Below are 26184 nucleotides of genomic sequence, written 5' to 3' on the forward strand. Positions count from 1 at the left end.
TCTTATACCGTCATATTAGTTCGATAACTCCGCTGCACGCAGTAATCTCATAACCGTTACGACCGTTTGAGCTTTGGTTACGTGAGATTGCGGATCCAGCTTGGTAGCAGACACCCCCAGCATTATCTTCTGTTCTACGACAAAGGCGACAGAAGACTTCGCATAGGACGAAACCCTGGAGTGATCCTTGAATTTGTTTAACAGGCCTTTGTTAGCTTCATCATTCTTCTTACCGGCATACTCCAGCACATTGCTTAGAATAACCGCCAATTCCTCGCGCGTAATCAAGCTGTTGGGATCAAAGATATCGCCTGTGCGTCCCTTCACCAGTCCTGCAGCTTTGGCAGCCGCGATTTCTCTGGCATATCGGGATTTCGGATCCACATCCTTGAAGCTGGAATCCTTGTCGTCAGGCAATAGACCCAGCGCTTTCACCAGGATGGAGATGATCTCGGCACGGCTAATGTTTTTATTTGCACCGAACGAACCGTTATTTTCTCCGGATACGATCATTTTGGCGGTAGCTTGCGCCACGTCTTCCCGTGCCCATGAAGGAATCGCGTCACTAAATCGGATGTCCTGCTGTACCAGCGCATAAACGCCGCTGCCGGTTTTCTTGATTTCAACGGTCACCGTGCCGTCCGTATTCACTTTAAACAATGTCGGAACGGATCGAAGCTCGTTTGTACCCGGTATATAGACCACTCCGGTCGCACGTTTTATATTTATCTTTTTCGCATCCAAGGTAACAAACTCGCTGACATGGGATTTCCCGAAGCGTGTCAGCTCGGTTGCCGTTTTATCCGCGTGTACTTGCTCAAGCTTGAACTGCAGCGGACTCGCCAGTGTTTCTTTCCCTTGAAGCAAGGCGGCTAGGCTTGCTGCGTCCTTATTATCTGGAGCCACAATCGAGACTCTCACCGGCCCGGAAACCGAGATGAGCGAAGCCGGAATCCGGTATTCCGTACCGTTTAGGAATACGGACAGACTGGCTTTGGCCCCTTTTTTCGCAATGGCCGCAATCACTTCTTGCGGAATTTCCAGCACCGCCTGCTTCGCGCCCGCACCCGCATGGAGCTGGAAGTTGGAGGATTGCGAATGGTTAATGCTGTTAACTGCCGCAGCCGCAGGCACGGTAACTAGAGCCTTATCTCCTTCAAGCACAACGTTTGCTTCGAGTTGATCCTTGCCTTTAGGCGGCTGTGGCGTCGATGGCGTTGTAGAACCGGATCCGCCGGAGCCTCCTCCGCCTTCAGAGCCACCGGAGCCGTTGCCCGAAGTCGTGATGCTCAGCTGATTCGAAGCGCTGGAGACGCGGTTGATCTCATCTCCCGTTCGATCCACGGCAAGCACATGGATCTTGTAATTCGTTAGGGGGCTGAGGCCCTTCACGGTATAACCGTTCGTTGCTACCGAGCCGGACAACGCATGATTCACGTACACTTCATATCCCGTTGCTCCCGTCACGGCATCCCATTTCAGCTGGATGGAGCCGGAATCGGCGCTTACCTTGGACAGATTCCCTGGAGCTGGGAGTGCCGATGCATTGGCTTTGCCGTTGATCGGCAGATCGTGAACGAGTTGGGTCGTCAGCGTCTTATTGCGGTCGCCGCTGATATCCCAGCTCATGACGCCTGCGATATCCAGCGATTTCACGATGGAAGCCGTATACTTCATGGTGTCCTTATCGTTGTAAGTGATGAACACTTTATTTTGCTCATTGTACAGGTATGGAACTTTGGCGGATTCGTTCCAGTATCTCTTATAACCGTTCTTGTCGATGTAGTTATTCTCGAGATCGCTGAAATCGAAAATGCCCGCTTCCCATGTCTTTAATGCGGATCCGCCTTTGCAAGTCTGATATTGGCCGGTAGGCGGGCAATCATCCCAGCCTTTACCGTAATATGGCACCCCGGCGATCAGCTTGTGCGTTGGCACCCCGCCGTTCAGATGGCCCAACAAACCGCCGAGCACATGATTTCTCGGAGCGGAGGAGGCGGCTCTTGGATGCTTGTGGTCAAAGAACAGCGGTGCATTATGGTGACCCAACGTCTCCCAGCTGCCGCTGTAATCATAAGTCATGATATTGATGAAATCGAGATACGTCACGGAATTCGCAAGATCGGCATTTTTAACGAAATTATCGCCCTGCCCGGAAGCAATCGTCAGCAGATAGTACTTCCCGTCTTCTGATCCGGCAGCATCCAGCGCCTCGCGAACGGTCTTCATTAACAATGTGAAGTTTTCCGTATCCTCCGGTCCTCGGGAGTTGTCGTCTTCCCCGCCTTCAACAGGATACTCCCAATCGATATCCAAACCATCGAATTTGTATTCTCGGAGGAAATCCACCGCGGAATTCGCAAAGGCCCGGCGTGTTTCTTCGGTCTTGGCCATGTTGGAGAAATGATTGGACCAGGACCAGCCGCCAACCGATATCATAAGCTTCAAATGCGGATTAGCGGCTTTGACGGATTCGAAAGCTTGGAAATTTTCGAAATCCTTTTCGGGATCGCCAAGTATCATCTCGCCATCATACACGTATCGATTTTGCAGCGGAACCTTCGGGTCTTCACATGCTCTTACCGTGCTTCCGAACTTCTTCCAACACAAATCAGCAAACGCATAATTGATATGCGTGATTTGAGAAACGTCAAGATCGGACGGATAGAAATTCCGTTCGGCTGGTAGTGCTGACCAAGAGGTGTAGTAGGTAATATTATTATAATTGCTGCCTGGTATAACAATAATCGCTTGACTGATCGGCGATGTCCATAAACGATTTACAGCGATGATCTGGAACGAATACGTTTTACCTTCCTGCAATCCGGCAGCCACAAACCGGTTCTCGCTGCTTGTCGCCACCTTATTTCCGTCCTGATAAATATGATAGCCCGTTGCTCCCGGAACCGGAGCCCATCCCAAGGAGACGGTAGACCTTGTAGCTGTAACAGCCTGCAGCCCCTTTGGTGCAGCGAGCTCTCCCCATTTTAAATGTACAGCGTTACTCTTCACCGAAGTTTCCGGGTTCTGTCCCTGCAATGCTTTTTGAGCAGTAACTTCAAAGATATAATCGCGATTGGCTGTTGGGTCCAGGGAGTACGTGACCGACGTCACCGTTTCCAAAGTATCGACTTTATGGCCGTCCACATACAGCTCGTATCCGGTAGCTCCTGAGCTTGCTCCCCAATTTAATGTCACCGATTTCTGGGAAACGTCCGTTACTTTCAGGTAACTCGGAGGTGAAATCGGAGCTTGTTCATATACGGTTTGATCCGCGGTGGTCGTGAATTCAAGAATATTGCTCTTCATATCCTTTGAGGGCCTGTGGTCATACCAGGTAATATATATGCGGTAGGTTGTCTCGGGCTTAAGCCCTGTAACAGCATGCGTGGTTAAATTTCCCCACGTGATATAAGCATCCGTATCTGCATTCCAGACATCGATATCGTTCTTGTCTCCCTTGAGGAAATCCCATTCAAAGGTAGCCTGGTTATGCGTTACCTCCACTAATCGCAGATTCTGGGGAGCGGACGTTTTTGGAGGCTTAACCTCGCCATCCAGCGTAGTAAACTCGATTACATTACTCTTATGCCGTTGGTCCGGACCTTGAGACGGTCTCTCATACCATGTAATGTATAATTTATAGGTTGTGTTGGGTTTCAAATCATCCAGGGTCCGGCTTCCGCCGTTCCCCCATGTATACCATGCATCATCCACGGCGTTCCAGACATCAATATCAAACGTATGCTGCGGATTATTTTTGTCGTAATCCCATAGTATCGTTGCTTCGGTGGCCGTGATGGAGTCTTGCACAATTCGCAGATTCTGCGGTGCCAGCCGATCCTGGGAGCCATAGGTCGAGCTAGTTACCGTCACCGGATCGATGCCGGAGCTCGTTGCGGCAATTTCTGAAGGAGATGCGCCTTCTGCTGCATAGGATGCAGGCGCATGAAGCAGTGGGGTAAACATGAGAATAAGGGCCAAAAAACACAGTACCCATTTTGGGCGTCTCTTCGTGATATAGGGTATCACCGTTTTCACCTCTGTCGATTAAATTTCGATTGCAAATGATACAGCATTTCCATGAATGTCTGTTCCTCTTGGTGTCACCCGGGTGGTATCCTTGATGACTTGCCCAGCTTCGCATATCGCTCGAAATCCATTCGTTTTTGAAAGCGGTTACCAATCCAGGTGAACTTAACTATGTAAAATTCATCCCTCCCCCTTGTCGCTCCATACCTACACTCACTTGCTCGATCGCTCTACTACGGCCCCCTTTCAATGAAATCCATGTTGTTCAATCCATATTCATATAGTTGTATCATGGAACCTGCGCCATCGATTGAGAAGGGATACATTTCCATAGACATGGGATAAATTCTTGTAATTTTATATTCTGTTAATAAATTCAATCTACAAAAAAGAGCCCTCCAAAGGCTCTTCTTCTGTTTCCTATGTAACAGGTGACGGCCGATTCATCCCATTGAACTTAGATGCTCATGCTTTAATTTCCATGCGCCGTCGGCATCTCGAACGAATACGTTCGTTGCTCTCCCGCTCCCGGTCGTGAATTCCCCCTGAAAATACCCCTCGTAGCGATAAGTATAAATACAAACAGCCGAATGTACATCAGTCGCAATCCACACCACGTCCTCCGCCCGGTACACCTCATCTCGAATGACGTCCCAAGCGTGCTCGAAATAGGCCCTGATTTCCTCCAGGCAACAGCAGCTCCGGTCCGAGAACCAATACACCGCTCCCTCATCCAGCAGCCGGGCTACCTGATCAAAATCATGCGTATTCGTAGCCGCTATGTAGGCCTCAAATGCTTTTTGATATGACATTGTTTCGCACCTCCCTATCTTATATCCTACGTATTCTTCAGGATCCACGCCACGATTCTAGCAATCTTTATGGTATGATATGTAGGCAATTTTATTCTCAAAAAACAACAGGTGAACGCCCATGATGAGCATCGCTCAATTCGCAGAACGCACCGGCATGGTCCCCAGTGCGCTTCGTTTCTATGAATCTAAAGGAGTTCCACACCTACGATCCATATGGCAACCAGATCAATGTATGGTGTTACGAAGACTGTTAGTTCATGATTGGACACATCCATGAGTGATTCCGCGTGTATGGTTATTAGTTGAATGATCAACAAAATCTGACCAATCGTCATGATCGGATCCCTTAATAATAGGGCTGCGAGCATCCCTAAAGATATCGCAGCCCTTATCGTATCGTTCACATACTTTTACTTTAACACTTGGTTTGAAAATTCGCCTTTCCTTCCAAGACGGCATTCAAGAATGTCTTCGACTTTTTCAATCGCTTCTGGATCTCTTCAATTTCTTTGATTTTTTGTTCTACCATTTTCGTCTTTGCCTCGTATGACAGGTTAAGTTGTTGATTGACTAACAAACTTAATTCTTCTATAGAAAAATCTACCGATAAAAGTACCTTCACATCATCTAGAAACTCCACAATCTCTTCGGAATAAATTCGATAATTATTTGCATCTCGTTTAACAAATGTGTCCGGAATTAGGTTCTTACGTTCATAGAATCTCAACGTCGATATGGGCAGACCCGTTAATTTTGAAACCTCGTTTATTTTCATAATAGGACCTCTTTTATTTCTTGCTATAAACCTAGGTTCATAGTTCATAATACGAAATATGATAACGAACGACATCCACAATGTCAAAAAAAATCAATGTTATCAAAAGGAGAGGTTCTATGTTTAACCATATTCAAAACAACGATTTCGCCAATATCGTTATGGGCCGACGTTCTGTCCGTAATTATGATGAGAACTTTAAAATATCGAAAGAAGAGATGAGCGACATGATTTCGGAAGCCAGTTTGGCTCCATCCTCTGCTAATATGCAGCCTTGGCGTGTAATTGTGGTCGATACTCCGGAAGGAAAAGAAAAGCTAAGACCTCTTGTGAGGTTCAATACGTTACAGAATGATACTTCATCAGCCATGTTATTGATTTTTGGCGATACCCAAAGCTATTTATATGCTGAAGAAATTTACAATACGGCTGTGGAACAAGGAAAAATGCCGGCAGAAGTACGAGATCGTCAACTCGAAACCATTCTATCCCTGTTTCCGACTCTATCAAGAGAAATGAAAGTTGAAATTGCAAAAATCGATAGCAGCCTCTTTGCCATGCAGTTCATGTTAGTAGCTCGTGCGCATGGGTATGACACGAATCCAATGGCAGGCTTTGAAGCTGATCAGTTAGCCAAAGCATTCGATTTAGATGAAGAACGCTATGCTCCAGTCATGATTATTTCATTAGGAAAAGCCAAGGAAGATGGGCATGAGTCCGTTCGATTAGTGCCTGACAAGATTACATTCTGGAGATAACCATGATCCGTAGTCGATTCCTCTTCAAAATAACATCAGACTCAAACCGTAGGTTTATGCAAACCGAAAAACTCAATCTAAAAGAAAACGGCAGCCGGTCATTGTGATCGGCTGCTTATGATGGTTAAACAAGCAGCCGAGGTAACATCGTTGGGTCCTCATTCGTAATATCCTTGCACAGCAGGCAATTGCTTATACTCCTCCCGCTCCTCCACCATGCCGATGATATCATCAACCAGCATGGTCATCCGTTTACCGTCTTCGCTCTTATCGCATTCGCTCCATGCAAAGTGGTAACTTCCATTCGCTATCTTGACCGTCAGGTCAAAGCTCTCATGCGGCTTTTTATTGCATGCAGTTATTAAGGATTTGTCCTCTTGATAATCGGCAAGCACCAACGCCTTATAGATGCTCTGACGGTCCTTATCGGTGAATTCGAAATTGCGGATCGTCGCAGTCTCTCCATTCTGAAGATCCTTCACGACGGTTCGTTCCTTTGTATTGATTTCGTTCCTCTGATTAACGCCGAACCTCAATTCCATGTCGAACGTTACCTTCGGCCTAAGCTCATACTCCATTCGCAGGATATCCACCTCAGAACGTTCACCGTCACAACCAGTCAGCGTATAACTCAGATAAGTATCCGTCTCGACTCGCTTCAGTTCGCTGCACATACGGGTAGTAACTTGTTGATTCCCTTCCCTGTCCCACCTATTGTCATAACGCAGCTCAATTCGATCTCCGATATGATTCAATTCATGAAATACAGGATCGCCCTCAATCGTATAATGTACAACTCGCTGCGTTCCCTCCGGCTGATCGATAAAGGCATCCAGTTTCCCCCGATTTTTCACGTTCACACCATGTTGGCTGATCACATCCATGGCCTCATCTATGATCGGAACTGCCTGTTCCTTCTCGAAACAACCTAACACGATCCATACCGCTAAAAGTGCTGCAGCAACCAGGCCTTTTCTCATCCTTCTATTCCCTCCTAATAGAAATACGTCGGAGACGGCGTAACTATTAGACGGATGTTTATCCTATTTTGTTCCACCCGCTGCATGAACAAACAACAAGCAAGCCAATATTTCATGCCATGAATTATATTTTGTTTGTATACATGATTTTGCCCACATCGTGTCTAACGGTTTTATGACCTTGTTTAATTCCTTTCCCAATGGCTATAAGCATCACATCTTCATACCTGTCAGAAATCTGTAAGGTTGACTTTAATTGTTCGGAATCATACCCGGACATGGTAATCGTATGGAGACCCGCCTCGTTCGCCAGTAAGACTAACGACATAGACGCCAGGCTTGCGTCTCTTACTAATTCGAGCTTTAAATCTTCTTTGGATTTATTTAGATAATATTGAATAGCCGCGCTGGCTAAATAATCTTTTAATGATGCGTCAAAATAACCCTTTTGAAATCCTTCTTCATGGATATGTATAATATTCTCTTTTTCAAATGCTTGATAATCGCCCAGTACAACGATTAGAGCCGACGCTTCTATTACCTGTTGCTGATGAAAGGCAATGGGGAGTAACACGTTTTTTAAATTCGGTTCGTCGATAACCAGGTACCGTGTGGCTTGTATATTGTTTCCGTTGGGCGATTTACTGGCTCCTTCAATCAAAGCCGCCAACGTTTCCGATTCCATTTTATAATGGGGGTCATAATGCCTGACAGAACGTCTTTGCTCTAATATATCTCTCACACTCATTGTGCTCACTCCATATGTTTTATTTGCTTCACATTCCGATTATAATGGACCGTACAGTGGCAGAAAATAACGCACAATAAAGTGGGTTAGCCACCTTTATGTGCCTATTCAGGAGGAATACATAATGAACAGCCTCAACACGGGAATCAATATTTTTATGAACACGGTAGGAGGAAAGTGGAAATGCTTAATTCTCTTCTTTCTGAGTCAAAAGCCAAGGAGAACTAAGGAGTTCTACCTGCTCATGCCGACCATTACGCAGAAAGTCTTAACCGAGCAATTAAAGCAGCTGGAAAAAGATGAGCTTGTCCGAAGAGAAGTATTTAAAGAAGTACCGCCTAAGGTAGAATACAGTTTAACTGAGCTGGGCCAATCCTTCGTGCCTGTACTACATACCATGTGTGAATGGGGCAACACCTACGCAACCTTACAAAACCTCGAAAGAGAAGAACAAATCTGTCGCCAGCATGAATAAGTGGTCGTGCATACATAGTGGCGCGAAAAAAAACGAGCAGACAATCATTCGTCTGCTCGTTCTATGTTCAAACTCCTTCATCCGTCTCATTCTCGGGAGTCTGCTCTTGCTCCTCCGAAAGCGCGCTTTCGGAGGACAGCTCATACGAGACGCCATCCACTACGACCTTCTCGACTAGGGATACGTCAAGCGCCTGATCCAGCTTCACGGTGACCTGACTCGTACCAGCCGGGTTTGCCGGAACGGTGCCAAGGTCATCCGAGGTCTCCACATCCTCACCTTCAACAGGATCAGACGTGTTTTCCCCTTCTGTTGTCCCGCTATTCGGATCCGCTTGGTTCCCGGATGAATCCGTCTCGGATCCTGACGGATCAGCAGCATCGGCTTCCCCTGTGGCTTCATCCGCGCACACCCGCGATAATTCAGGACTGGCCTCTTCAAGCAGCGTGCTTCCATCCTTGCCTATAATCTGTAATTTGTCCACACTGAAATCCCGGCAAGCCGCCGGCTGTTTAAAATGGAAATTCAGCTCGGTGCTTCCCGCCTGCTCACCTTCCTCCACCACCGTCGCCGTTAATAAAGGCTGCTCATCTATGGTCTCGGAAGAAGCCGGCGGTACCGTAACCGGCGGCGTAACGGCCGGATTCGGATTGGCATCGCCGTCCGCGGGACCTTTGCCGTTTTGGATCATCATGAAGGCAGCGCCAGCAACAACGATTACCACAAGCAAGGAAGAAGTGATTTTTACGAACCGCGAATGCCGGCGAAACCATTGCACCAACGGCGAAGCCAACTCGGCCTTAACCTGCGCATACACCGGTTTGAGGATGGGTGCAGGCGAACTGAAATAAGTTTTTACGTAATCCTTATTTTTAAAGGCTTCGCGGTCGTGGATTTTGAAATAATCGATGATGGCGGCGGCATAAGCGGGAACAAGTCCGCGCGGTCTAACGAATACCGGCTGCTCGGCAGACCACTGAATATATTGGTATACCACGTCCGGGCTCTTGCCGTATCTGTGCAAGTAATCCAGCAAGCTCCGATAGTCTACCGCACTGGAATTGATATCCGTGCAGAAAGCCAAGGTTATGCTCTCGAAATTGGACGGCTCCACATGATGCTGCAGCCACTTCCGCATGATATGCTGGGTGCGCTCCCGTTCCTCTGCCGAGAGTTCCGCCAGCACTTCCGCTCTAACCTCTTCATGGCCGGACCACTGGTGAAGGGCCAGCATGACCGCGGCTTTGGACCGAATCCGGGAATCGAACCGCTCTACCCAGCCTTTGAACTCCTTCGGCATTTGCAGGAACCCGATATCCATCAGCTGCTTCTGGCTTAATTGCTCAGGCTCCAGCTCACGCAAGAGAAAGAGATTGGCTGCATAGATCATCCGGTCCGCAAAGGCACGCCCGCCTTGATAACGGCCGATTCCCTTTTGCGGATCGCGTTCCAGCGCATCCAATTGATCCAGTACGGCATTGACCGTTCTCACAGGGTCGGAATCCTGCTGAAGCTTATCGATAAGCTGGGCTTCCGCAAGCCGTACATAATTCTCCTGCTCCAGCAGGAGAGGGTGATTCCGAACCCACAAGCCGATCAAATCCACGAGGTCTGCAGGCGTTGCCGCTTGCTTCATGCGCGTTTTCATGTAGGGATCGAACATCAGCGCCGGCAGCCCCGGACTGGTCAGCACCCTCGCATAAAAGGCTCGGCTTAAAGACGGGCTGCTCTCCAACAGCTCGTAAATCGCCATAGTCGTATCCTGACGCTGCTTCGATAAGGCATTATTTAAGGAGCGGATAAAATATTCCACGATCCAATCGTTATGCTGCCGGGGATTGATGCCATGATAATCCTTCAGGAATCCCGCGATCGCGGCATCCGGAACATGCCCGCCTTTGACGAGCTCGAACTCCTTGGCAAACAGGGCAAGAAACAGCTGATCCAGACGTTGCTTCGCATCCAGTGCGCCTGCCGGCTGCAGATAGAGCAGCGAAGCACGCAGCACGGCATGTTTATGCTCATGGTACAGGCCTTCATGGCCTTCTTCGATCTGGAACAGCATACATAAATCATCATAGCTGTCCAGCGAGATCTGATGTATCGGCTCCATGTCCGTAAGCATTTGCTCGGCGAAGGCAAAAAAACGTTCGGACCGATCCGGGTCCAGCAGCGTATCCCAAGCAAAATCAAGATAAGGCTGCTCGGACCATTTCAGATCGGCATTGATGACCCGGCCGGCAGCGAGTTCAAACAAGTAATCCTTCTCGATGCTCCGGTCATTCAGGCGCAGGCTGCCCTTCTCCACGAACATGAGATGAAGCCCCTTCTTGCTCTGCGGCTCCTTGGCATAAGTTACGAATCCAAGCACCCGGCGCAGCGCATAGGGCAATCGGCCAAACAGCACAAAGAGCAGCTGCTCCGCCTTCGCGGACAACTGTTCCACCGGGACATCCAGAACGATGTATACCTTTTTCTTCCCGGCAGCCGCGGATATGCAGGCATAGATCAGCTGCTTGAATACTTTCTCGTCGATTCCAAGCTCCTGCAGCAAGGCTGGCGTCCTCTCGGACGAGACAGCGGCCCGGGAATCGGCCTGTACCGGAATCGCAGGAAGCTGCGGCAGATCGACGCCTTCTTCGATATCGTAATGATCGGCAAAAGCGGCCTGAAGCCATGTCCGGTAAGCGTTATGATCATCTCGATGGAAGCCTTCCGGAATGACGTAATGATGCGTAAAAAAGGCGCTGCGCAGCCCCGTGAAATCCGCAGGCTGAAACACGCTTCGGCCCAGCACCGTTTCCCCTGATTCGGTATGGAACAGATGAAGGGCAGCCGGATAAGACGCAGCGTCCCGTTCACTGCGCGCCGTCAGCTCGGCAGGTGCTTCGTATTGGCAGAAGGGATGCAGCACCTTTTTAATAAAGGAAGCCTCCAATCCGGACGAACGGGCCACCGTGTCAAAACCTTCGGCCGAGCGGAATATGCCTCGCCGCTCACGCGTGTACATCTGCTGCTGTATGTTTCGGGTTGGGAATTCCGGCACTAGTCTTCCCTCCCCTGAATGTACTTCAGCTTGTACAGAAGCCAGATGAACGGTTCATCCACCCGAATCGGGCTGACCACGCTCTGCAGCTTCTGATCGACAGGGTTGCTGCCCAGCGCCGACACGGCAAAATAGGCGGTATTCGAAAAGTATACATCCATCGTCCCTTTGAACGGACGGTCGACCTTTTCGATAAAACGGCGGATTTCGCCGTCAATATTTTCGAACTCGGTCAAATTCAAAAACTTGCGGTGCACCACATTGTTAAAAATATTGCTGTTCAGCTTCACATATTCGCCATCCTCATCCTTAAGCGCGTGAAGCATGTCGCTCTTGGTCAAGACGACTGCGGTTGGAATATCCGTCTTGCCCTTGTCCTCATACGCGATGAAATCGCCGAACATGGTCAGCACGACATCCCGCGGCTCATCATACTGGGATACCCACTCTCCGGGCTGATCGCCGAATTTCAAACGGATTTTTTCCCGAATGGAGCGAATTTGGAGCGGATCCACCATAAACAGAATGCCCGCGGAATTCTTGATATGCTGTCCGTGCAGCCCCAAATAATCCTCATCCACCATGCCCTCGCCCGCCACGTCAAAAAATACGAGCGTCAAAGGCGGCTTCGACTCATCCTTGAACACGAATTGGAAAATAAAAGGCTCCTGCATTTTCTCCTTCTGCGTAGACGCCAGCAAATCCCCGCGTTCAAACAACGGCTCCTCATAGCCGGTGCGGAACTTGCGGCTGATCTCGGCATTCAGCGGCATGCAGGCCGCATCGAAATGATCTGCCGTCGTATGCTGCAGCGTATGAATCAGCGAAGTCATATAAACCGATTTGCCCACTTGCGAAGCACCGATAATCGAGATAATGTTGCTTGGCACCTTCCCGGCGGTAACCGGCAGCTCATTGTGGCATTTCGGGCACAGCCGTCTGCGCGTGACGATGCCGTAACGGTCATTCAATCCAACCAGGACGTGTTCCGAATAAATGTGCTGCTCCTCCGGGATATCGCTCGGAAGGATGATCGCTTCGATATCATACACCGAATCCAGCCCGAATCGTTCACGGTACCGATTCAGCTCCTCATCTTCCCCAAGCGCATAATCCTCGTCATCCTCGCGGTCGTGGGCAGCCCGGAAGACAACCTCCTTCGGAGCGAACTTACTGAAACAGTAAGGGCAGACAATATCATAGAACAGCGGCCTTGGCTCCGGCTCCGGTTTTTTCTTGAATATATCAAAAATGCCCATCTTTCGTACCTCCCTCTGAACCCTATGAAATCCACACGGACGTTCATCGATGTTAACCGTGTGTTCTTCGGTCTCTATCTATCTGTACACCAGCTCATATCGTTGTCCGTATTTCTTGCCGTCCGTAAAAAACAGGCGAACGTAATCGTTTTTGCCCACCTCGATCGCAGGCAAATCGTTGCGTCCGGCAGCAAAATCCCTCACGAACGGGTACAAGATGCCGTCTTCCTTGTTGACCGGATAAGCGCCCTGCTTCTTCACGTAACATAAAGCTTCCTTCGGTACCGGCACCTCTGCCGTCACCTGGATTTCGATCGTCTTATAGGGCTGCAGCCAGCGGCTTTTTTCGCGAATGGAGTAGACCAGTTTCGCTTTGCCGGTACTGAACCGAATGCGGTTCGATTCATCCTCCTGCCTGATTAACGCCATCTCTCCGTCTTCGGAAGACAAGGCGTAGACCGTGTACGTGATCTGACCGATCCCGTCAAGCCGGTCGCGGTACCCGTTGTTAGCCTTATACTCGTCACGGGTGTATAAACGCATCCCGCCTGGCTGCGAATCGCCTGCAGGCTGGCCGAATCCGTCGTCCATCGCACGGTGGATGTATACCGCTTGAAGACCCGGCGGCCAGCTCCAGCGGAGCGTGCAGTAACCATCGTCTAGTTGATAGCTTAATCCCTGAATGACCCATTCTCCGGGCTCCGCATGTTTAAACCGCATCTCGAACGCCCCCTGCTTTAAAATCCTCGGCTTGTTGAATCATTCGGCCGCTGCCCTCTTCCCGTTCGGCCCGGCCGCTGCACGTTGCGGATGATCTTGCTGCTCTCCTTAACCGGAATCACCAGCGTGAACAAAGCGATGATCCCCGCGAGCAAAAGGCAGGCAATCAGACGAACGGAGGCATCCCCGATTTCCTCGCCGGAGAGGCCGTATTCCAGAACCACGCCTGCCAGTACGCCCGATACCGCGCCGCCGATGCTGAAGCTCAGCGCAAGATGGCGATTGTCAAACACCGTGCCGAGGGCCAGGCCCATGGCAGCGCCGATGAGCAGCATCGCAGCGATTCTTCCGATCTGATGATACACGCTGTCTTCCATAGCGCCCGTACGTTTCGTCAACAGCGAACGGTCTCCAACGTCGTCATAGATTTTCTGGAAAACGAAAGACAAATCCTCCGCATGCTGAACGTCGTAATATTGTCCGCCCGTTTCCGCCGCAATCGTCTGAAGAAGCTGTGCACCGTCCGGGTTGACAAGGCTGAGGCCAATCGTATTTACCGCGATTTGCTGCTGTTTGTACTCCGCAAGCACACGATCATGGTCGGTTTCGCTAAATCCGTCCGACAGCATGATGACCATGGCGCTTCGGCCGGCATCCCGGCTTTCCTGAATATGCGACATGGTATCCTCCAGCGCAAGACTGATGTCCGTACCGCCATCGTTCGTTGCCAAACCGTCGATTTCCGCGATGATCTCATCCTTGGTTTCTTGGTTCTTCACGCGCGTGAACGGCTGCAGTAACGTTGTTGCATGATCAAACACCATCACGGATACGCGGTTATCCCGATCCATGCGGTTGATCAGATTTTTGGCTGCCGTGTACCGGTCCTGATTCGGGTCCGTCTCATTCATGCTGCCCGAATTGTCAATGACCAGCACGATATCCTTCACGGGCTTGGCGCTGCCCGGGTTCAACTGGTACGCCCATTCAAACAGCATGCCAAGGAGGAACAGGGCCACCAACGTGGATGGAATCAGCAGCTTCCATGATGTGCCCGTGTACCGCTGTCTCCATGAGCTTCCGCTCAAACGGGGGGAGATCAGTTCTGCGATTAAACAGGCCAAGCCGATGCATAAGGCCAGAATCCCGAAATAAATCCCCGTAACCACGATGACAGGAAGCCCTGTCCCCCACTGGCGAAGCAAAAACTCCCCAATGGCAAATCCGAGTCCCCCACCGACCAGGCTAAGCAGCAGCAGGAGAGGGTTTAATTTTCGTTGCACAATACACGCCTACTCTCTGTATCAGAATCTAAGAACGCTAACGCAGCTCGGGAAGCTGCGCCGGTTCCATGCCATGAAATTCGTAACCATTTGCCGTGTAGGTCTCGTAGTAGGTTCTGCCATTCCGGTAATACATCAGATCCTCCAGATGGAAACCTCCCATCAGGTTCAGCTTCTCGACCCCGCTGGAGCGCTTCTCGTGCACGATGCCCAGCTTGTACACCCGTAAAGCTTCATCGGCATGGATCGCATAGCGGACGAATTCGCTGTCGGCATCGCCGAAGAAATATTTTTCCTCATATCGATGCTCCTGCGTATAATCAAGCAGCCTGACCAGCGTAACGGAGTTTTCCTCCAGCATCCGGTATAACACCTTAAACAGGTCTTCCTTGGCCAGCACCTGCTTGTTATTGTAGTCGATGGTGACGTTCGCCCGCCGCAGCAGTTCTTCCTCGAAGGTCTGCACGAACGGCTCTGCCGTCAATAGATCCCTCAGACAGACCCGGATCATGTTCGACAGCATCGGTTCGATCCCTTCATGCGTAACAATGGAGAGATTGCCGACATACCGTTCCTCGAAGAACACGCCTTCGCCGCGCTTGCTCTCCAGCTCCAGCATCAGCTCCTCCGTCACGAGGCCGTAATACTCCATCAGGTTCTGGCCGATATAATCGTCTGCGGCACGGATGCTGGAACGGGCCGCCTCCAGCAGCTCCGCCTCCAGCTGATCCAGCATGCCTGCCTGCTGTTTGTACTGACGGTGAATACGTTCAAGCTCCGTCTCATACAGCCTGTAGAGCTCAAGCTCCGTCTCCAGCTGCAGCAGCTCATATTTGCGCCGATAGACCTCGCCCACGAAATATCGAATGAAATGGTGCACATTCTGTTTATCCCGAAAAGGAAGCTTCTTAAACGGCTGGCTTTCGACGCTTTCCTCATAATAGCGGTTTAGTTCGTCCTGCTCGGTCTTAAGCAAGCTGCCGAGATCCCGGATCCGGGATCGAACCGCTTCAAGCACAATGCCCGCTCCGGCCTTGTCGCTCGTCCACGCTGCAATTTGATAACAACCGATTTGCGGGTGAGTCGCCAAAGAGCGGAGCAGCGCATCATGCAGTTCTTCTGCGGTGCTCATATCGCTCAGTCTCTTTCGGGCCGCCAGCTCGTAATTGTCGCGAAAAAACTGCCGGCAGCCATCTCCGAAGAGCGCCTCTTCCGCCTCGCGAATATTCATTCGCTTCAGCCCGGCATAACTGACGGGATGCGACATCATGCCTTTCAGTCCGTCCAGATGCTCGGGGGCCGGCAGCATCCGGTCCGCTCTTGCCGTTACGGCCTCCGAGTCGAGACCGAAATAGGCCAGGCATTCATGAACCTCCGGCTCCGGCCTGTTCTTCATGCGAAGCAGCAGTCCGCGGCACAGATGGTAAAGGACCGTTAGCGCAATCGGCTCATTGGGCCTCTTCACCCGGGCAAATCCGGCGGAGACAAAGCCTTGGCGGCCGGATTCGGTCATGATATTGCTTTTGAATGACGTATTGTTGTAAATGCCTCGGATTCCGTCATAGGTCTCATCCTTCTGCTTCCGGTTCTTGAGCAGGCCCAGGTGGCAGATGATATCGTAGATATCCTGCATGCCGGCGTAACCCGAAATGCCGCGTTCATTCTTGTCGGACAGCACATAGACGAGATCAAACAATGGGGATGCCGGGTGGACGACCGGAATCTTCAGCCCGTCCTCCGTTACCTGCAGCGGCGCGGAGAAGCTGTATTCCCTGCTCTGCATCAGCTCCAGTTCCCGCAGAAACGCAACGCCTACGGAGCTCGCATAACCGTATGAATCAATCTGCTCCCTTTCATTAATGAGCGCATACAAATCCATTTGCACCGACTTGAACGACTGCTGGAATATGGATTCGGCCAGCAATGAAATTTCCGGGATAAATACATTAAACGGGTCATCGACCCGTGTAATGACAGACAGATGAACCCGGTCAAACGAAGCATAGCTGCGTCCAAAGTCTGAAATATGGTGGCTTAACTTCCGAATCGCTTGATTCAACCCGGACAGATGAGGCGGGTTCCGATAGAAGCTCCGGTACAGCTCCTTCCGCATCGATTTGGATGGAGTGTCCGACACCGGCAGCTGCAGGTGGTATCGGTGAAGCCGACCGGAGAGTCCGGAGCCTTGGGGCTCTCGTCCTTCGCTCCGGTCCGTGCCTACATGAAAATAAACGACGCTGGCGCTGTTATCCCATTTGCGATCCTGAATTTCCATGATCGGTTCGATGGCGGACGCTGTCTTATCGCCAATGAACAAGTATACCTCCGGATAGTGGATGCTGCTCTGATCATCCTCCATCAAGGTAAGCTGCTCTTCCGACTTGGCATAGCCGGCAGCATACTGGCGAAGAATCTCCCTCATCGTCTATTTCAACCTTCTTCGGATGTCATTTAATTTCGAAGATACCTGTCTGTAGAACTGGTATCGCTCTTCGCCGTCCGCAAGCTCCACCTTCTCGTATTCCAGCCGGTCGCGCGTTTCCAGGAACCGTTCGGCCAATTCTTCCAGCTTCGTGAGCAGCGGCGTAATATCCTCGGAAGCGGTCAGCTCCTGATCGCGGCGGGAGGATTTGCGAAGCAGCGTGCTGCGGCTTTTCTCGTCCAGCTGACGGAAGTGCTTGTAGACTTCATACTCCACGTCGTTCACGCTTTTCAGCAGGTTGGCAAACGGCTCCCAGGAATCTTCCTCCGGATCGCGATCATAAACGAAGAGCGCACCCTTCTTGGTGATCGTCCCGGTGTACAACGCCTCGATGAATTGATCAAGCCATTTCTCTTCATTCTGATTGTCGCTGATCAAGAGCTCGAATTCCGTGATTTTGGCCGCGATGGCAGCATATTTCTTCAGCTCTTCCCGCACGATGCGGATCATTTCCGGCGAACGGATCAAATTCTCCTTGGCCATTTCCTCGTGGATGCTGTTGAAAATATCCTTGGAGCCTACCCGCTCCAGCCCCTCGTTCATCAATCGCTTCAGCTCGGTCCATGCCCGCTTGACCTCGCCAAGGTTAGGCTTGGGACTATCGAGCTGCAGATCATAAGCGCGAAGCAGCTCATTCAGGTCAAACGGCTTCGTAAACACGACCGCATAACGGCTGCTCGTATTCTGGTCAACGTCCTTCTGGATGACGACCTTATACTCAAGCGCTTGGCTGAATTCGGACCGAACCCGGGCATTGTACTCCTGAACCCGCGGGTTGACGTAGGTATCCCCCCAGGATTTTTCGGGAATCGGCGACGGCAGGTACGTCCAATTGTTGCCGTCGGTCTGCACCAAATGGCGTCCAACGCCTTCCTTGTCCATGATCGTGCGTTCGTAGCTCTCCTCATAAACCTTCAGCGGCGTGTAGACGAACAGCGGCACGCCGTTCTTCGTATTCAGCCAGAAGATCCGGTTCTTCACTTCGCTTTCCTTCACCGTGAAATGGGATTTACCGACCGAATTGTTCTGATAATTGCGAATCCCCTTCAGAATGCTCGGTGCCTGTACCGGCACGGACACGAAGCCCCAGGAAGGGAAGTACAGATTGCCTGCGCTGTTGCTCAGATGGAAGACCGGCACGGCTTCGTCATCCAGCTTGCTGGCGATACTGCGCTCAACGAATTTTTCGATGGAATCCTCCTGACCGAATTTCATGACCAGGAAATCCTCCATCGAACGGGTGATCAGATCGCCGAATTTATCGGTAAGAAACTCCGAAATGGAACGGACGACATCGATCTCCTGCTCCCGGGTCCAACGATTGGCATGACTCAGCAGCTCCTGGGCGAAATCGCGGATAAGATCGTCCACATCCTTCTGATCCATGATTTTGTTGATGACGTCGGAAATGTCGGGCACGCTCACCAGGTTCCAGTAATACGTCTTGTTCCCTTTATGATCCTGCTGTTCTTCCCCGTTCACGAGAATGTCGCCGTTCTTGGCGAAAATCGAATTCAGCGCATTCAGAATCTCCGTATATACGCTATAAATCCGGTTATTCTCCTGGTTCAGCAGATCGTATAAATCCTCGTAAAATTCAATCATCTGCTCGGTGCGTTCCACATCGGCTTCCAGCCAATATTCGTTGATTTTGGCTTCGATATAGATGTTTTTCTTCTTGTCCTTCGAGACAAAAGCACTCTTTGCATCGCCCAGACGATCGATCGCCTGTTCTCTGGCCGACTCGATGTCCCGCGGTATGCGGGTCAGATTCTCCCGCAGCGCTTCGATGTAGGACAGCAGCATCTTCAGCAGGCTAAAGCCCTTCTCCGTATAGATCAACCGCGATACGTAAAACGGTCCTTGCTGCGGATGCAGGAACATCCGGCGGATTTGATCGCTGAACTGAGCCACGATCTCGCCCGGCAGCTGCTTCTTCGCTTTGATGTATTCCTCGCGGGCTCTGGCCAGAAAATTCTGTTCCAGCTCCGTGTCCATATTAATGACCTGGTTTTTCACCACGTTCGCGTAGCTGAGTCGCTCGCTGTTCTGGTATCCGGGCAGCGGCTCCGGTACGCGGGATTCGAAGTTCTTGGTCATCGAGTCCAGGTCGATGCCCAGCTTGCTCGCAAATTTCTCGACGTCCTCCTGGCTCGGCGCTTTCTCGAACATGGTTTGCATTTTGCCGAAGACGCGGTATGCCAGATACGTCGTCATCTCTTCGATCGGCAGCACAGCCGAAGATGCGCCGATGATGTTGTAGTCGTAATTGGCAGGATACGCCTTGTTCATCTGCGCAATATTGGTGCGGATGTTGCTGATATAGTCATGGATCGCAAATTCTTCGCCGGACTGTTTTTCCTCGCTGGCCATGAAATTCGTGATGTTCTCCGCGGTAACGTTCATGCAGTAATCGTAGGCATTCTCCAGCAGCTTGCCTTCCGTATTCGTAGCGGATATCAGATGACATAGATTAAATGGAGGCAGCGGAGAATTCACGTTCAGAATGTTGCCGTACTGCTGCTTGAACCGTTCGCCTCTGGCATCCACGTTCATCCAGTAGTCCAGCTCTTTGAGCGCGGCATAACCGTTCTTCTTGATGTACTCGCGCGTGTGCTCGCTCAAGCTTTTGTTCGCCAGATTGATATCCGGCGTAAACAGATAGCCGAGCGTGTTCACGCGGTCGATGCCGGCAGAGCCGTGATCGCGTTCGATAATGCCGCGGACGATATAGGCGATGTCCAAGAAGCAGCCGCTGCCCGTACCGCCGGAGAGCCCCGTCAGCAGGAAGACCATCAGCTTTTTGTTCGTGCCGACCGACAGCGTTTTGATCTTCTTGTCGATCGCCTGCACCACTTGGGTAATCTTCGTGAACAGGAGCAAGCGGCCCGCCTGGCGTACGCCTGCGGCCCCGTTCATGCCGTCGGTAATGCTCAGCTCGGGCGACAGCCAATCCGTAATGTAAGGCTCCAGGATGCTGCGGTTCTGGAGAAGGCCTCCGATCTCGGCATTGGAGAGAAGCACGAATTCATTGATCGGATCCAGTCCGATCCCCTTGTAGCGCTTATTCTTATCCTGTTCGTTGGTCTCAAAAGCCAGAAACTCCACGTTATCCGGCTTGTCCATTCTTTTCTTGGACAACGGATCCTCAGGCAGCTTGAAACGGCGGTTAATCTGATATTTCAGGCGCAGCAGCGCATCGATCCCCGTCCCTCCAAGTCCGATGATGAGGATCGGATTGTCGATGGTATCCACCCGTATTTTCTCGCTGACAATGCCGCCACCGAGTGAAACGTCAAGCTGTTGTATATGTTCTCTAACTACCGGTTTCATAACTTCCCCTCCTGATAGGTCATGGCATTAAGAGGTTGTTCAAAAAGTCCGCTTTTGATAAGAAAACCAATCGAGGTCAATTCAGGGACGAGCGACCGCGATTTAAAGGTAGGTTTTCTTGCGATACAGAATTTCATCAGCGTAACAAGATAACTTATAAATTCTATATCTAACACGAAGTGAATCAGGAAGCAGCTCGGCATCGAATCTTGAATTCTGCCGGGACTTCCGGTGCTCACGTACCCAAAACGTACGCTCCGCTCCTCACTCCCTAGCTTCATCCAACCTTCTCGGTGCTGAAAATCCGACTTTTTGAACTCGCACTTTAAGCCAAATATTCAAATAATATCGTTTTGTCCGCCTGCTGAAGGGAAACTCTCAGCCGGTCTCCGTTCTTCAGCTCCGTCCCGTTCGTTGCATCCAGAGCCCGTCCGGACTTCTCGATGACGGCTGAAGAAAGGTTCTTAAGTATGATGCGGTCGTTCTTGCCCGGCATGAACAGGATTTTCTCCGTTTCCTTGAGCTCCGGAGCAAGCTGCAGAAGCTGATGCAGATTGAACTTCCCTCTGAAGGAAGTCAGCTTCTTGTATTGCGGGGACGTCTTCTCGCCGGTGTTCTCGTCCCTGATCTCAATCACGATCTGGCCGACAAAGCCCTTGTTCGCTTTCTTGATCGCGCCGAGAATGAAATAAGCTGCCGCTCCAACAATGAGCAGCGATGCGATGCCAATGATTACGGGCCATAATGGAAAAGGTTTCGCATCCTCGCCCGCGGTCATCTCCTTGCCGCCATTGCCGGAGCCGGAGGCTGCCGCCTTCGCGCTAATCTTCACAGGCGGGCTTTCACGGTAGAAGCTCTGCTCCTCCGCACGTACCCTCAGCTCGTAGTCATGCTTCTGCGGAATCTTGTAATCCCCTACAAAGCTGCCTTCTTTGTTCTCTAGTTCGACCTCCGACTCGTCCCCGGTGTCCAGGTCCTTGATCAACAGCTTGGCCGTCATATTGCCGTACTGTTCTTGGTCTTGCAGCTTCTGTCCATTGCTGACAAGGTACGCGTTAATGTCAATCGTATCCCCTGCCTTTACCTTGGAAGATGGCGGAGGATCCATAGCCAGCTCCAGGTCGTAGTTGAACACAAGGTTGATGTCGATTTTGTCCTTCGATACGCCCTTCACCTGCAGCTTCCAGTCGCCCTGCTGCGGCTTCAGCAGCTTGAGCAGCGAATAGGAATTGGACGTGGAGCGCAGCACACTAGCGGAAGGAATGCTCTGCTCAGCACCGGTGGGATCAACCAGCTTCACGTCCACGGGGCTGGAGGACATAATGGAAATGTTCGCTTCCAATACGTTGGCATTCGGCACGCGGACCGTAACCTCCTGATAGCTTCCGTTGCCGGTAATCGACTGTACCGGAACGATCTTGAGCTGCTGGTGGCTGGCAAAAATCTCGCTTAATATTTGCGGAAGGTCATCCGCCGAACTGGTCGTAAAGGATTTACCGCCCGTTTGTTTAGCCAGCTCAGCCAACGTTTCTTTGTTCAGCTTCCCGTCGGCATTGAGTCCGATCGTATAAATCGGAATACCGCTTCCCTTGGCCTCCTTGACGGCTTGGTTCAACTGCTCTGACGCTTCCTTGCTCGTCCTGCCCGTGTTGGGGTCCAGATCATTGTTACCGTCGGCCAAAACAACGATCATCGGCGCATGAGCCGGGTCCATCCCCTGCTTCAGCACCTTCACGGCTTCATCGAGACCGACAGACATATCGGTGTACGGTCCGCGATCCAGCTGATCGATAAATTCCTTCAGCGCGGTTTTGTCCGCCTCCGACTGAATTTCAAGCAAGGCTTTCTCCCGCTGAATCCGGTCGGTATAGGAAACGATGCCGACCTTGTCGCCGGTTGTCGCCAGCATGTCGATGAACATCTTCATCGCTTCGCCGCTAATCCGCTCCGGATCGCTATTTTTCATCGAATTGCTGGCATCCATCACCAGTACGGCATCGATGTTGGAGCCTTGGGAGGCAGCCGCTGCCTTAGGCAAGGCTCCTCCGCTCCAGGTCATGATCAGCAGCACCGCTGCCATCAGAGAGAGCAGCCATTTATTTTTACGTTGCATAGATTTACTCCTTCATCCATTTAGTCGAGCATCGGCGGATGTCTCGGTTCGTTCGTCAGAGACTAGTCTAACTGTAGGCAAAAAGTCTTAAAATTACATGAAAGGAAGCTTAAAATAATCATCGGAATATCCATATTCCTACTGTGTTTATATAGAAAATACCATGTCAGTCACTAAAATATCCCAGCACTATGTCCATATGATATAATTATACCTGCCAAAGTTCAACATCATCAGTCGTGCCACCCGGACTTAGGACACAAGGCTCACCCGCATTTTCGAACAAATTTCGATACCGAAAGGAACCGACATATGATTACATACGGATGTCTCGGGATTTTGTTTCTTTTTGTCATCATCAAGATCACGGCCTATTCCAAGCGTAAGAAGAACGCCCCGACACCGGAGCAGCTGCAGCAAACTTTGCTTGAAGCGGCCAACTCAAAGAGGGAACAGCATGGATAAGAAAAAGCCGGTACAACTTCGTCCCTATTCTAAAACGAGATATGTCTACCAAAAGTTAAGGGTTTGCAAACATTGCCACAATTTCACGATTCTTTGGGAAGACAGCTGCGCTCACTGTAAACGCCAGACCCTGGTCCCCGTTATGGAACTTGCAGAGAAAATGGCCAAACGGTCCATGCAGAGCGATCGGCTTCTTTTCTACATTATAGGACTCTCCGCCGTGCTTCTCGGTCAGACCTTCTTGCAGATCGCGATCGCCTTTGCCTGCATGTTGGCCCTGCTCGTATGGTTATGGCTGACCCAGCGGCGAATGCTGCATACCGAGACCCTGCACGCGCTGGACAAGCTTATAAGAAGTCATCGAGAACAGATTCTGGAAGGCCTCGATCTGAACAAAGCGACGGCCGCCGCCGCCATCAAGGAAGATGCTCAGCTAGGCTTTGAGATCGTCAGGGAAATTGCTTCGTTGGTCCGGAATGACCGGATTCGCCTGCAGCAGATCGTCCTTCTGCAAAGCTTCAGCCTCCGCAAGGATATGGATCTTGAACTCGAGCCCTTGCTTCTGGACGAGTTTGATCCGGACCTGGCCGCCTATATCGGAGAAATCGCCAAAATTAAACGCGAGCTGATCAACAGCAAAGCCATTTCTTACCTGCTCGATCATGAAGCTGACATTTTACGGATGGAGCATGGCAGGCAGATTATGATCGACGCTGTCGGAGCAGCGGTACGGAAGAAAAAATATATCGATACGTTTCCTGATTTCATTAGCCGCTATGCGGATGGATTGCCAAGGTATCGCTTCCTCCGCCTGTATCAGATCGTGCGCCGCAATCCCGGCTTGTCGTGGAACGGCCTGCGGGATCGGGTATCGGCGATTTATAATGAACACTACCGCTCGGACCCTGACTTTCAAAAATGGGATTAGAGGGGCTATACCGTTATGACGATGAAAAACACGCTAACCCTGCGAAATTTGTATCTTTTTTTATGTATCGTCCTTCTGCTGCTGATCGGGTATAAGGGAATTCACATCTATCAAAAAATCGAGGCGATGACGCAAGCCGAGTCGTTGTATGCCCAGAAAAAGCTCGTTCAGGCAGAAGAGTGGTATCAGAAGGCCCGGAATAACCGTTCCCTTCTATATAAAGAAGATCTGCTTGCTTCAAGGCTGCAAGAGCTTGCGCCCATTACGTCCATGAGGGAAAGTCTCTCCTCTCTTGATCATCGATTAAGCCAGGTCGGGGAGGCCGGAGATTTCTCCGGCTTCATGAACGTATATGCCGAATTGCTTGAGGCGGAGAAGAAGTTCTCGGAACAACAGGGCTCCCTCGCCTCGTATTACGACGAAATTGCGGCGTTCTATGGCATACCCGATGATGTGAAACGGACATTCCTGCAATTCATCGATTTGTTTACGCGCAGGGCCGACGAGCTGCTTGAAGAGCAGCAGTACGAGGATAACAGCTTTAAATGGAATCTACTTCGCATTCCGGATTCCTTCTACGGCAACGAGAAACAGAAGGATGAGAAGCTGCTCCGCCTGTTCCAGCGATACGACGAGATGGTTTTGACCCGCCTGGCAGGGGCCGGGCAGTATGCCGACCTGTTGAATTGGTCGCAATCCATGGGTTCCGAGTATGCCAGCCGGTCGATATCGGCTGCCTGGTTGAACGGCAAGACCGATGAACTTGTGTATGCCATGCTGCAAAGGGATGTGCAGCGGGAACAACCGGCCGTTTTTGCAGCTCACGCCTCAGGCTACAGAAAGTACCTGGAACGGAACGAGCGGAAGAACGCGGAGATCATGGCGTATATTCAGAATGAGATCAACCGCTGGGTCGCAGCGGCCGATGGGATGGTACAAAGCCAGAACTACGAGGAAGCGGTCGCACTCTATGTGGCCTTGTCGGGGTACCAGGATATGAGCGGTAAACGGCAAGCTGCCGAATTGGCCTGGACGATCCACGATCCGATTCGTTTGTTCCACATGGCCGGTCTGAAAGGCAGCTTCAGCTACGTCAGCGGAGGCGGCAATCGTTTCGGAGGATTGGCATATGCCATTGGGGTCGTCGAGGGGAGCATCATCTACTTAGCGGTCTTGAATGCCGATGAAACGGTGCAATTATTCCAAAACCACGATTACCCGTCCGATGTCGCGATCCATGAGGTTTCAGTCGAGGAATCGCTTAGCACCGAGAAGAATCCGGTCATCCTTGTGGAGGGCTCTGCGGGGACCGACTTGGTATTCTATTCAGCATATGAAGCCAGAGATTCTAATCTGACGCCGCTGTTCCAATTTACGGCCGAAGGCTACCAGGTGCTGCCGGACAAATCTTTGCTGGTCACGAATCTGGAAGGAGTCAGTCCGGACGAGATCGCCATCTTTGAGCGTCAAGGAGACCAATACGGATTCACTGGGTATCAGGTTCAATATACCGACATCAATATCGCTAATATCGAGGGTTATCCGAATGAGAAAGTACGCTTCTCTGTCCATATCCCGCAAGGCGGCTATGGCGAAGTCATGGCAGAACGTAATGGATACTATATCGTCTTAAGGGGAGACTTGGATTTCCCTGCGGGGAGCCCGACGCTAATCGGAACGTTCAATGGCGAGTATCAGAAGCGGGAGATCCCGGTAAGCAGCCAACCACCTGCGTCTCCGGACCCTGCCGAGCCGGAGACCGGACAAGTTGACGGAGATCACCTGGATGAAACTGAGAATCCAAGCGATCCCGTCACTTCCGAGGAGATCAATCCGGATGATGTTCAACAAGACCATAGCGGAAGCAGCGAAAGCGCCGCATCCGGTCAGATCACGAAGGTGCCGGTCATTCAGGTGGAATCGATCGAGTAAGTTATTGAATCTTTAATCACTTTAATATCTTGAATCCTTC

Annotated in this window: 18 protein-coding genes; 6 read left to right on the forward strand and 12 right to left on the reverse strand. The window is 50.9% G+C overall.

All coding sequences use genetic code 11. From position 1 onward, the window contains the following. Window positions 1-15: 15 nt before the first annotated feature. A complete protein-coding gene (locus GYMC10_RS28115) occupies window positions 16-4032 on the reverse strand; it encodes a glycosyl hydrolase family 18 protein (RefSeq protein ID WP_015737587.1) in 4017 nt (1338 codons plus the stop codon). A gap of 443 nt (window positions 4033-4475) precedes the next feature. Continuing rightward, the gene (locus GYMC10_RS28120) at window positions 4476-4844 is read right to left on the reverse strand and encodes a YybH family protein (protein ID WP_015737588.1); all 369 of its coding nucleotides are present in this window, start codon (window positions 4842-4844) and stop codon (window positions 4476-4478) included. A gap of 124 nt (window positions 4845-4968) precedes the next feature. On the opposite strand from GYMC10_RS28120, the gene GYMC10_RS33375 reads away from it, so the two are divergent. After that, entirely contained in the window at window positions 4969-5124 is a 156-nt protein-coding gene (locus GYMC10_RS33375) for a MerR family transcriptional regulator (RefSeq protein ID WP_410002350.1), read from the forward strand. Window positions 5125-5262: 138 nt separating this feature from the next. Here GYMC10_RS33375 and GYMC10_RS28125 read toward each other — a convergent pair whose 3' ends face one another. Continuing rightward, a complete protein-coding gene (locus GYMC10_RS28125) occupies window positions 5263-5622 on the reverse strand; it encodes a MerR family transcriptional regulator (protein ID WP_015737590.1) in 360 nt (119 codons plus the stop codon). Between the two features lie 119 nt (window positions 5623-5741). Here GYMC10_RS28125 and GYMC10_RS28130 point away from each other — a divergent pair, with 119 nt between their 5' ends. After that, window positions 5742-6380, forward strand: a complete 639-nt coding sequence (locus GYMC10_RS28130; RefSeq protein WP_015737591.1) for a nitroreductase family protein — start codon at window positions 5742-5744, stop codon at window positions 6378-6380. A gap of 158 nt (window positions 6381-6538) precedes the next feature. Here GYMC10_RS28130 and GYMC10_RS28135 read toward each other — a convergent pair whose 3' ends face one another. Then, entirely contained in the window at window positions 6539-7360 is an 822-nt protein-coding gene (locus GYMC10_RS28135; RefSeq protein WP_015737592.1) for a DUF4362 domain-containing protein, read from the reverse strand. A 124-nt stretch (window positions 7361-7484) separates the two neighbouring features. After that, window positions 7485-8108 carry a nitroreductase family protein gene (locus GYMC10_RS28140; RefSeq protein WP_015737593.1) on the reverse strand — a complete coding sequence of 208 codons (624 nt, stop codon included), beginning with the start codon at window positions 8106-8108 and terminating at the stop codon, window positions 7485-7487. A gap of 124 nt (window positions 8109-8232) precedes the next feature. On the opposite strand from GYMC10_RS28140, the gene GYMC10_RS28145 reads away from it, so the two are divergent. Next, entirely contained in the window at window positions 8233-8583 is a 351-nt protein-coding gene (locus GYMC10_RS28145; RefSeq protein ID WP_015737594.1) for a winged helix-turn-helix transcriptional regulator, read from the forward strand. A 67-nt stretch (window positions 8584-8650) separates the two neighbouring features. Here the strand turns inward: GYMC10_RS28145 and GYMC10_RS28150 are convergent, their stop codons facing one another. The 7 genes from GYMC10_RS28150 to GYMC10_RS28185 form a co-directional block, all read right to left on the reverse strand. Then, window positions 8651-11629, reverse strand: a complete 2979-nt coding sequence (locus GYMC10_RS28150) for a hypothetical protein (RefSeq protein ID WP_015737595.1) — start codon at window positions 11627-11629, stop codon at window positions 8651-8653. Beyond that, window positions 11629-12888: a hypothetical protein gene (locus GYMC10_RS28155; RefSeq protein WP_015737596.1), complete on the reverse strand. Its 1260-nt coding sequence runs from the start codon at window positions 12886-12888 to the stop codon at window positions 11629-11631. The genes GYMC10_RS28150 and GYMC10_RS28155 overlap by 1 nt, the downstream gene beginning before the upstream one ends. Before the next feature lie 78 nt (window positions 12889-12966). Further along, on the reverse strand, window positions 12967-13608 hold the full coding sequence (locus tag GYMC10_RS28160) for a hypothetical protein (RefSeq protein WP_015737597.1): 642 nt from the start codon (window positions 13606-13608) through the stop codon (window positions 12967-12969). A 17-nt stretch (window positions 13609-13625) separates the two neighbouring features. Beyond that, complete coding sequence (locus GYMC10_RS28165) at window positions 13626-14891, reverse strand: vWA domain-containing protein (RefSeq protein ID WP_015737598.1); 1266 nt, start codon at window positions 14889-14891, stop codon at window positions 13626-13628. Window positions 14892-14928: 37 nt separating this feature from the next. Continuing rightward, entirely contained in the window at window positions 14929-17313 is a 2385-nt protein-coding gene (locus GYMC10_RS28170) for a hypothetical protein (RefSeq protein ID WP_015737599.1), read from the reverse strand. A gap of 3 nt (window positions 17314-17316) precedes the next feature. Next, window positions 17317-20706, reverse strand: a complete 3390-nt coding sequence (locus GYMC10_RS28175) for a tubulin-like doman-containing protein (RefSeq protein ID WP_015737600.1) — start codon at window positions 20704-20706, stop codon at window positions 17317-17319. Window positions 20707-21031: 325 nt separating this feature from the next. Beyond that, entirely contained in the window at window positions 21032-22819 is a 1788-nt protein-coding gene (locus GYMC10_RS28185; protein WP_015737602.1) for a vWA domain-containing protein, read from the reverse strand. Window positions 22820-23131: 312 nt separating this feature from the next. Between GYMC10_RS28185 and GYMC10_RS32685 the strand changes: the two genes are divergently transcribed. The 3 genes from GYMC10_RS32685 to GYMC10_RS28195 are packed head-to-tail and all read left to right on the forward strand — an operon-like array spanning window position 23132 to window position 26144. Next, complete coding sequence (locus GYMC10_RS32685) at window positions 23132-23284, forward strand: hypothetical protein (protein WP_009589533.1); 153 nt, start codon at window positions 23132-23134, stop codon at window positions 23282-23284. Beyond that, on the forward strand, window positions 23277-24212 hold the full coding sequence (locus GYMC10_RS28190) for a hypothetical protein (RefSeq protein ID WP_015737603.1): 936 nt from the start codon (window positions 23277-23279) through the stop codon (window positions 24210-24212). Before GYMC10_RS32685 ends, GYMC10_RS28190 begins: the two co-directional genes overlap by 8 nt. A gap of 15 nt (window positions 24213-24227) precedes the next feature. Then, entirely contained in the window at window positions 24228-26144 is a 1917-nt protein-coding gene (locus GYMC10_RS28195; protein ID WP_015737604.1) for a hypothetical protein, read from the forward strand. Window positions 26145-26184: the final 40 nt, after the last annotated feature.

The organism is Paenibacillus sp. Y412MC10 (genome assembly GCF_000024685.1).
Taxonomy (GTDB): domain Bacteria; phylum Bacillota; class Bacilli; order Paenibacillales; family Paenibacillaceae; genus Paenibacillus_AQ; species Paenibacillus_AQ lautus_A.

Excerpts from the sequence above, each read along its gene's own strand:
- GYMC10_RS28125 (WP_015737590.1), bottom strand. The coding sequence starts at position 5,622 with ATGAAAATAAACGAGGTTTCAAAATTAACGGGTCTGCCCATATCGACG.
- GYMC10_RS28190 (WP_015737603.1), top strand. The coding sequence starts at position 23,277 with ATGGATAAGAAAAAGCCGGTACAACTTCGTCCCTATTCTAAAACGAGA.
- GYMC10_RS28155 (WP_015737596.1), bottom strand. The coding sequence starts at position 12,888 with ATGGGCATTTTTGATATATTCAAGAAAAAACCGGAGCCGGAGCCAAGG.
- GYMC10_RS28175 (WP_015737600.1), bottom strand. The coding sequence starts at position 20,706 with ATGAAACCGGTAGTTAGAGAACATATACAACAGCTTGACGTTTCACTC.
- GYMC10_RS32685 (WP_009589533.1), top strand. The coding sequence starts at position 23,132 with ATGATTACATACGGATGTCTCGGGATTTTGTTTCTTTTTGTCATCATC.
- GYMC10_RS28135 (WP_015737592.1), bottom strand. The coding sequence starts at position 7,360 with ATGAGAAAAGGCCTGGTTGCTGCAGCACTTTTAGCGGTATGGATCGTG.
- GYMC10_RS28140 (WP_015737593.1), bottom strand. The coding sequence starts at position 8,108 with ATGAGTGTGAGAGATATATTAGAGCAAAGACGTTCTGTCAGGCATTAT.
- GYMC10_RS28130 (WP_015737591.1), top strand. The coding sequence starts at position 5,742 with ATGTTTAACCATATTCAAAACAACGATTTCGCCAATATCGTTATGGGC.
- GYMC10_RS28170 (WP_015737599.1), bottom strand. The coding sequence starts at position 17,313 with ATGAGGGAGATTCTTCGCCAGTATGCTGCCGGCTATGCCAAGTCGGAA.
- GYMC10_RS33375 (WP_410002350.1), top strand. The coding sequence starts at position 4,969 with ATGAGCATCGCTCAATTCGCAGAACGCACCGGCATGGTCCCCAGTGCG.
- GYMC10_RS28145 (WP_015737594.1), top strand. The coding sequence starts at position 8,233 with ATGAACAGCCTCAACACGGGAATCAATATTTTTATGAACACGGTAGGA.
- GYMC10_RS28185 (WP_015737602.1), bottom strand. The coding sequence starts at position 22,819 with ATGCAACGTAAAAATAAATGGCTGCTCTCTCTGATGGCAGCGGTGCTG.
- GYMC10_RS28195 (WP_015737604.1), top strand. The coding sequence starts at position 24,228 with ATGACGATGAAAAACACGCTAACCCTGCGAAATTTGTATCTTTTTTTA.
- GYMC10_RS28120 (WP_015737588.1), bottom strand. The coding sequence starts at position 4,844 with ATGTCATATCAAAAAGCATTTGAGGCCTACATAGCGGCTACGAATACG.
- GYMC10_RS28160 (WP_015737597.1), bottom strand. The coding sequence starts at position 13,608 with ATGCGGTTTAAACATGCGGAGCCCGGAGAATGGGTCATTCAGGGATTA.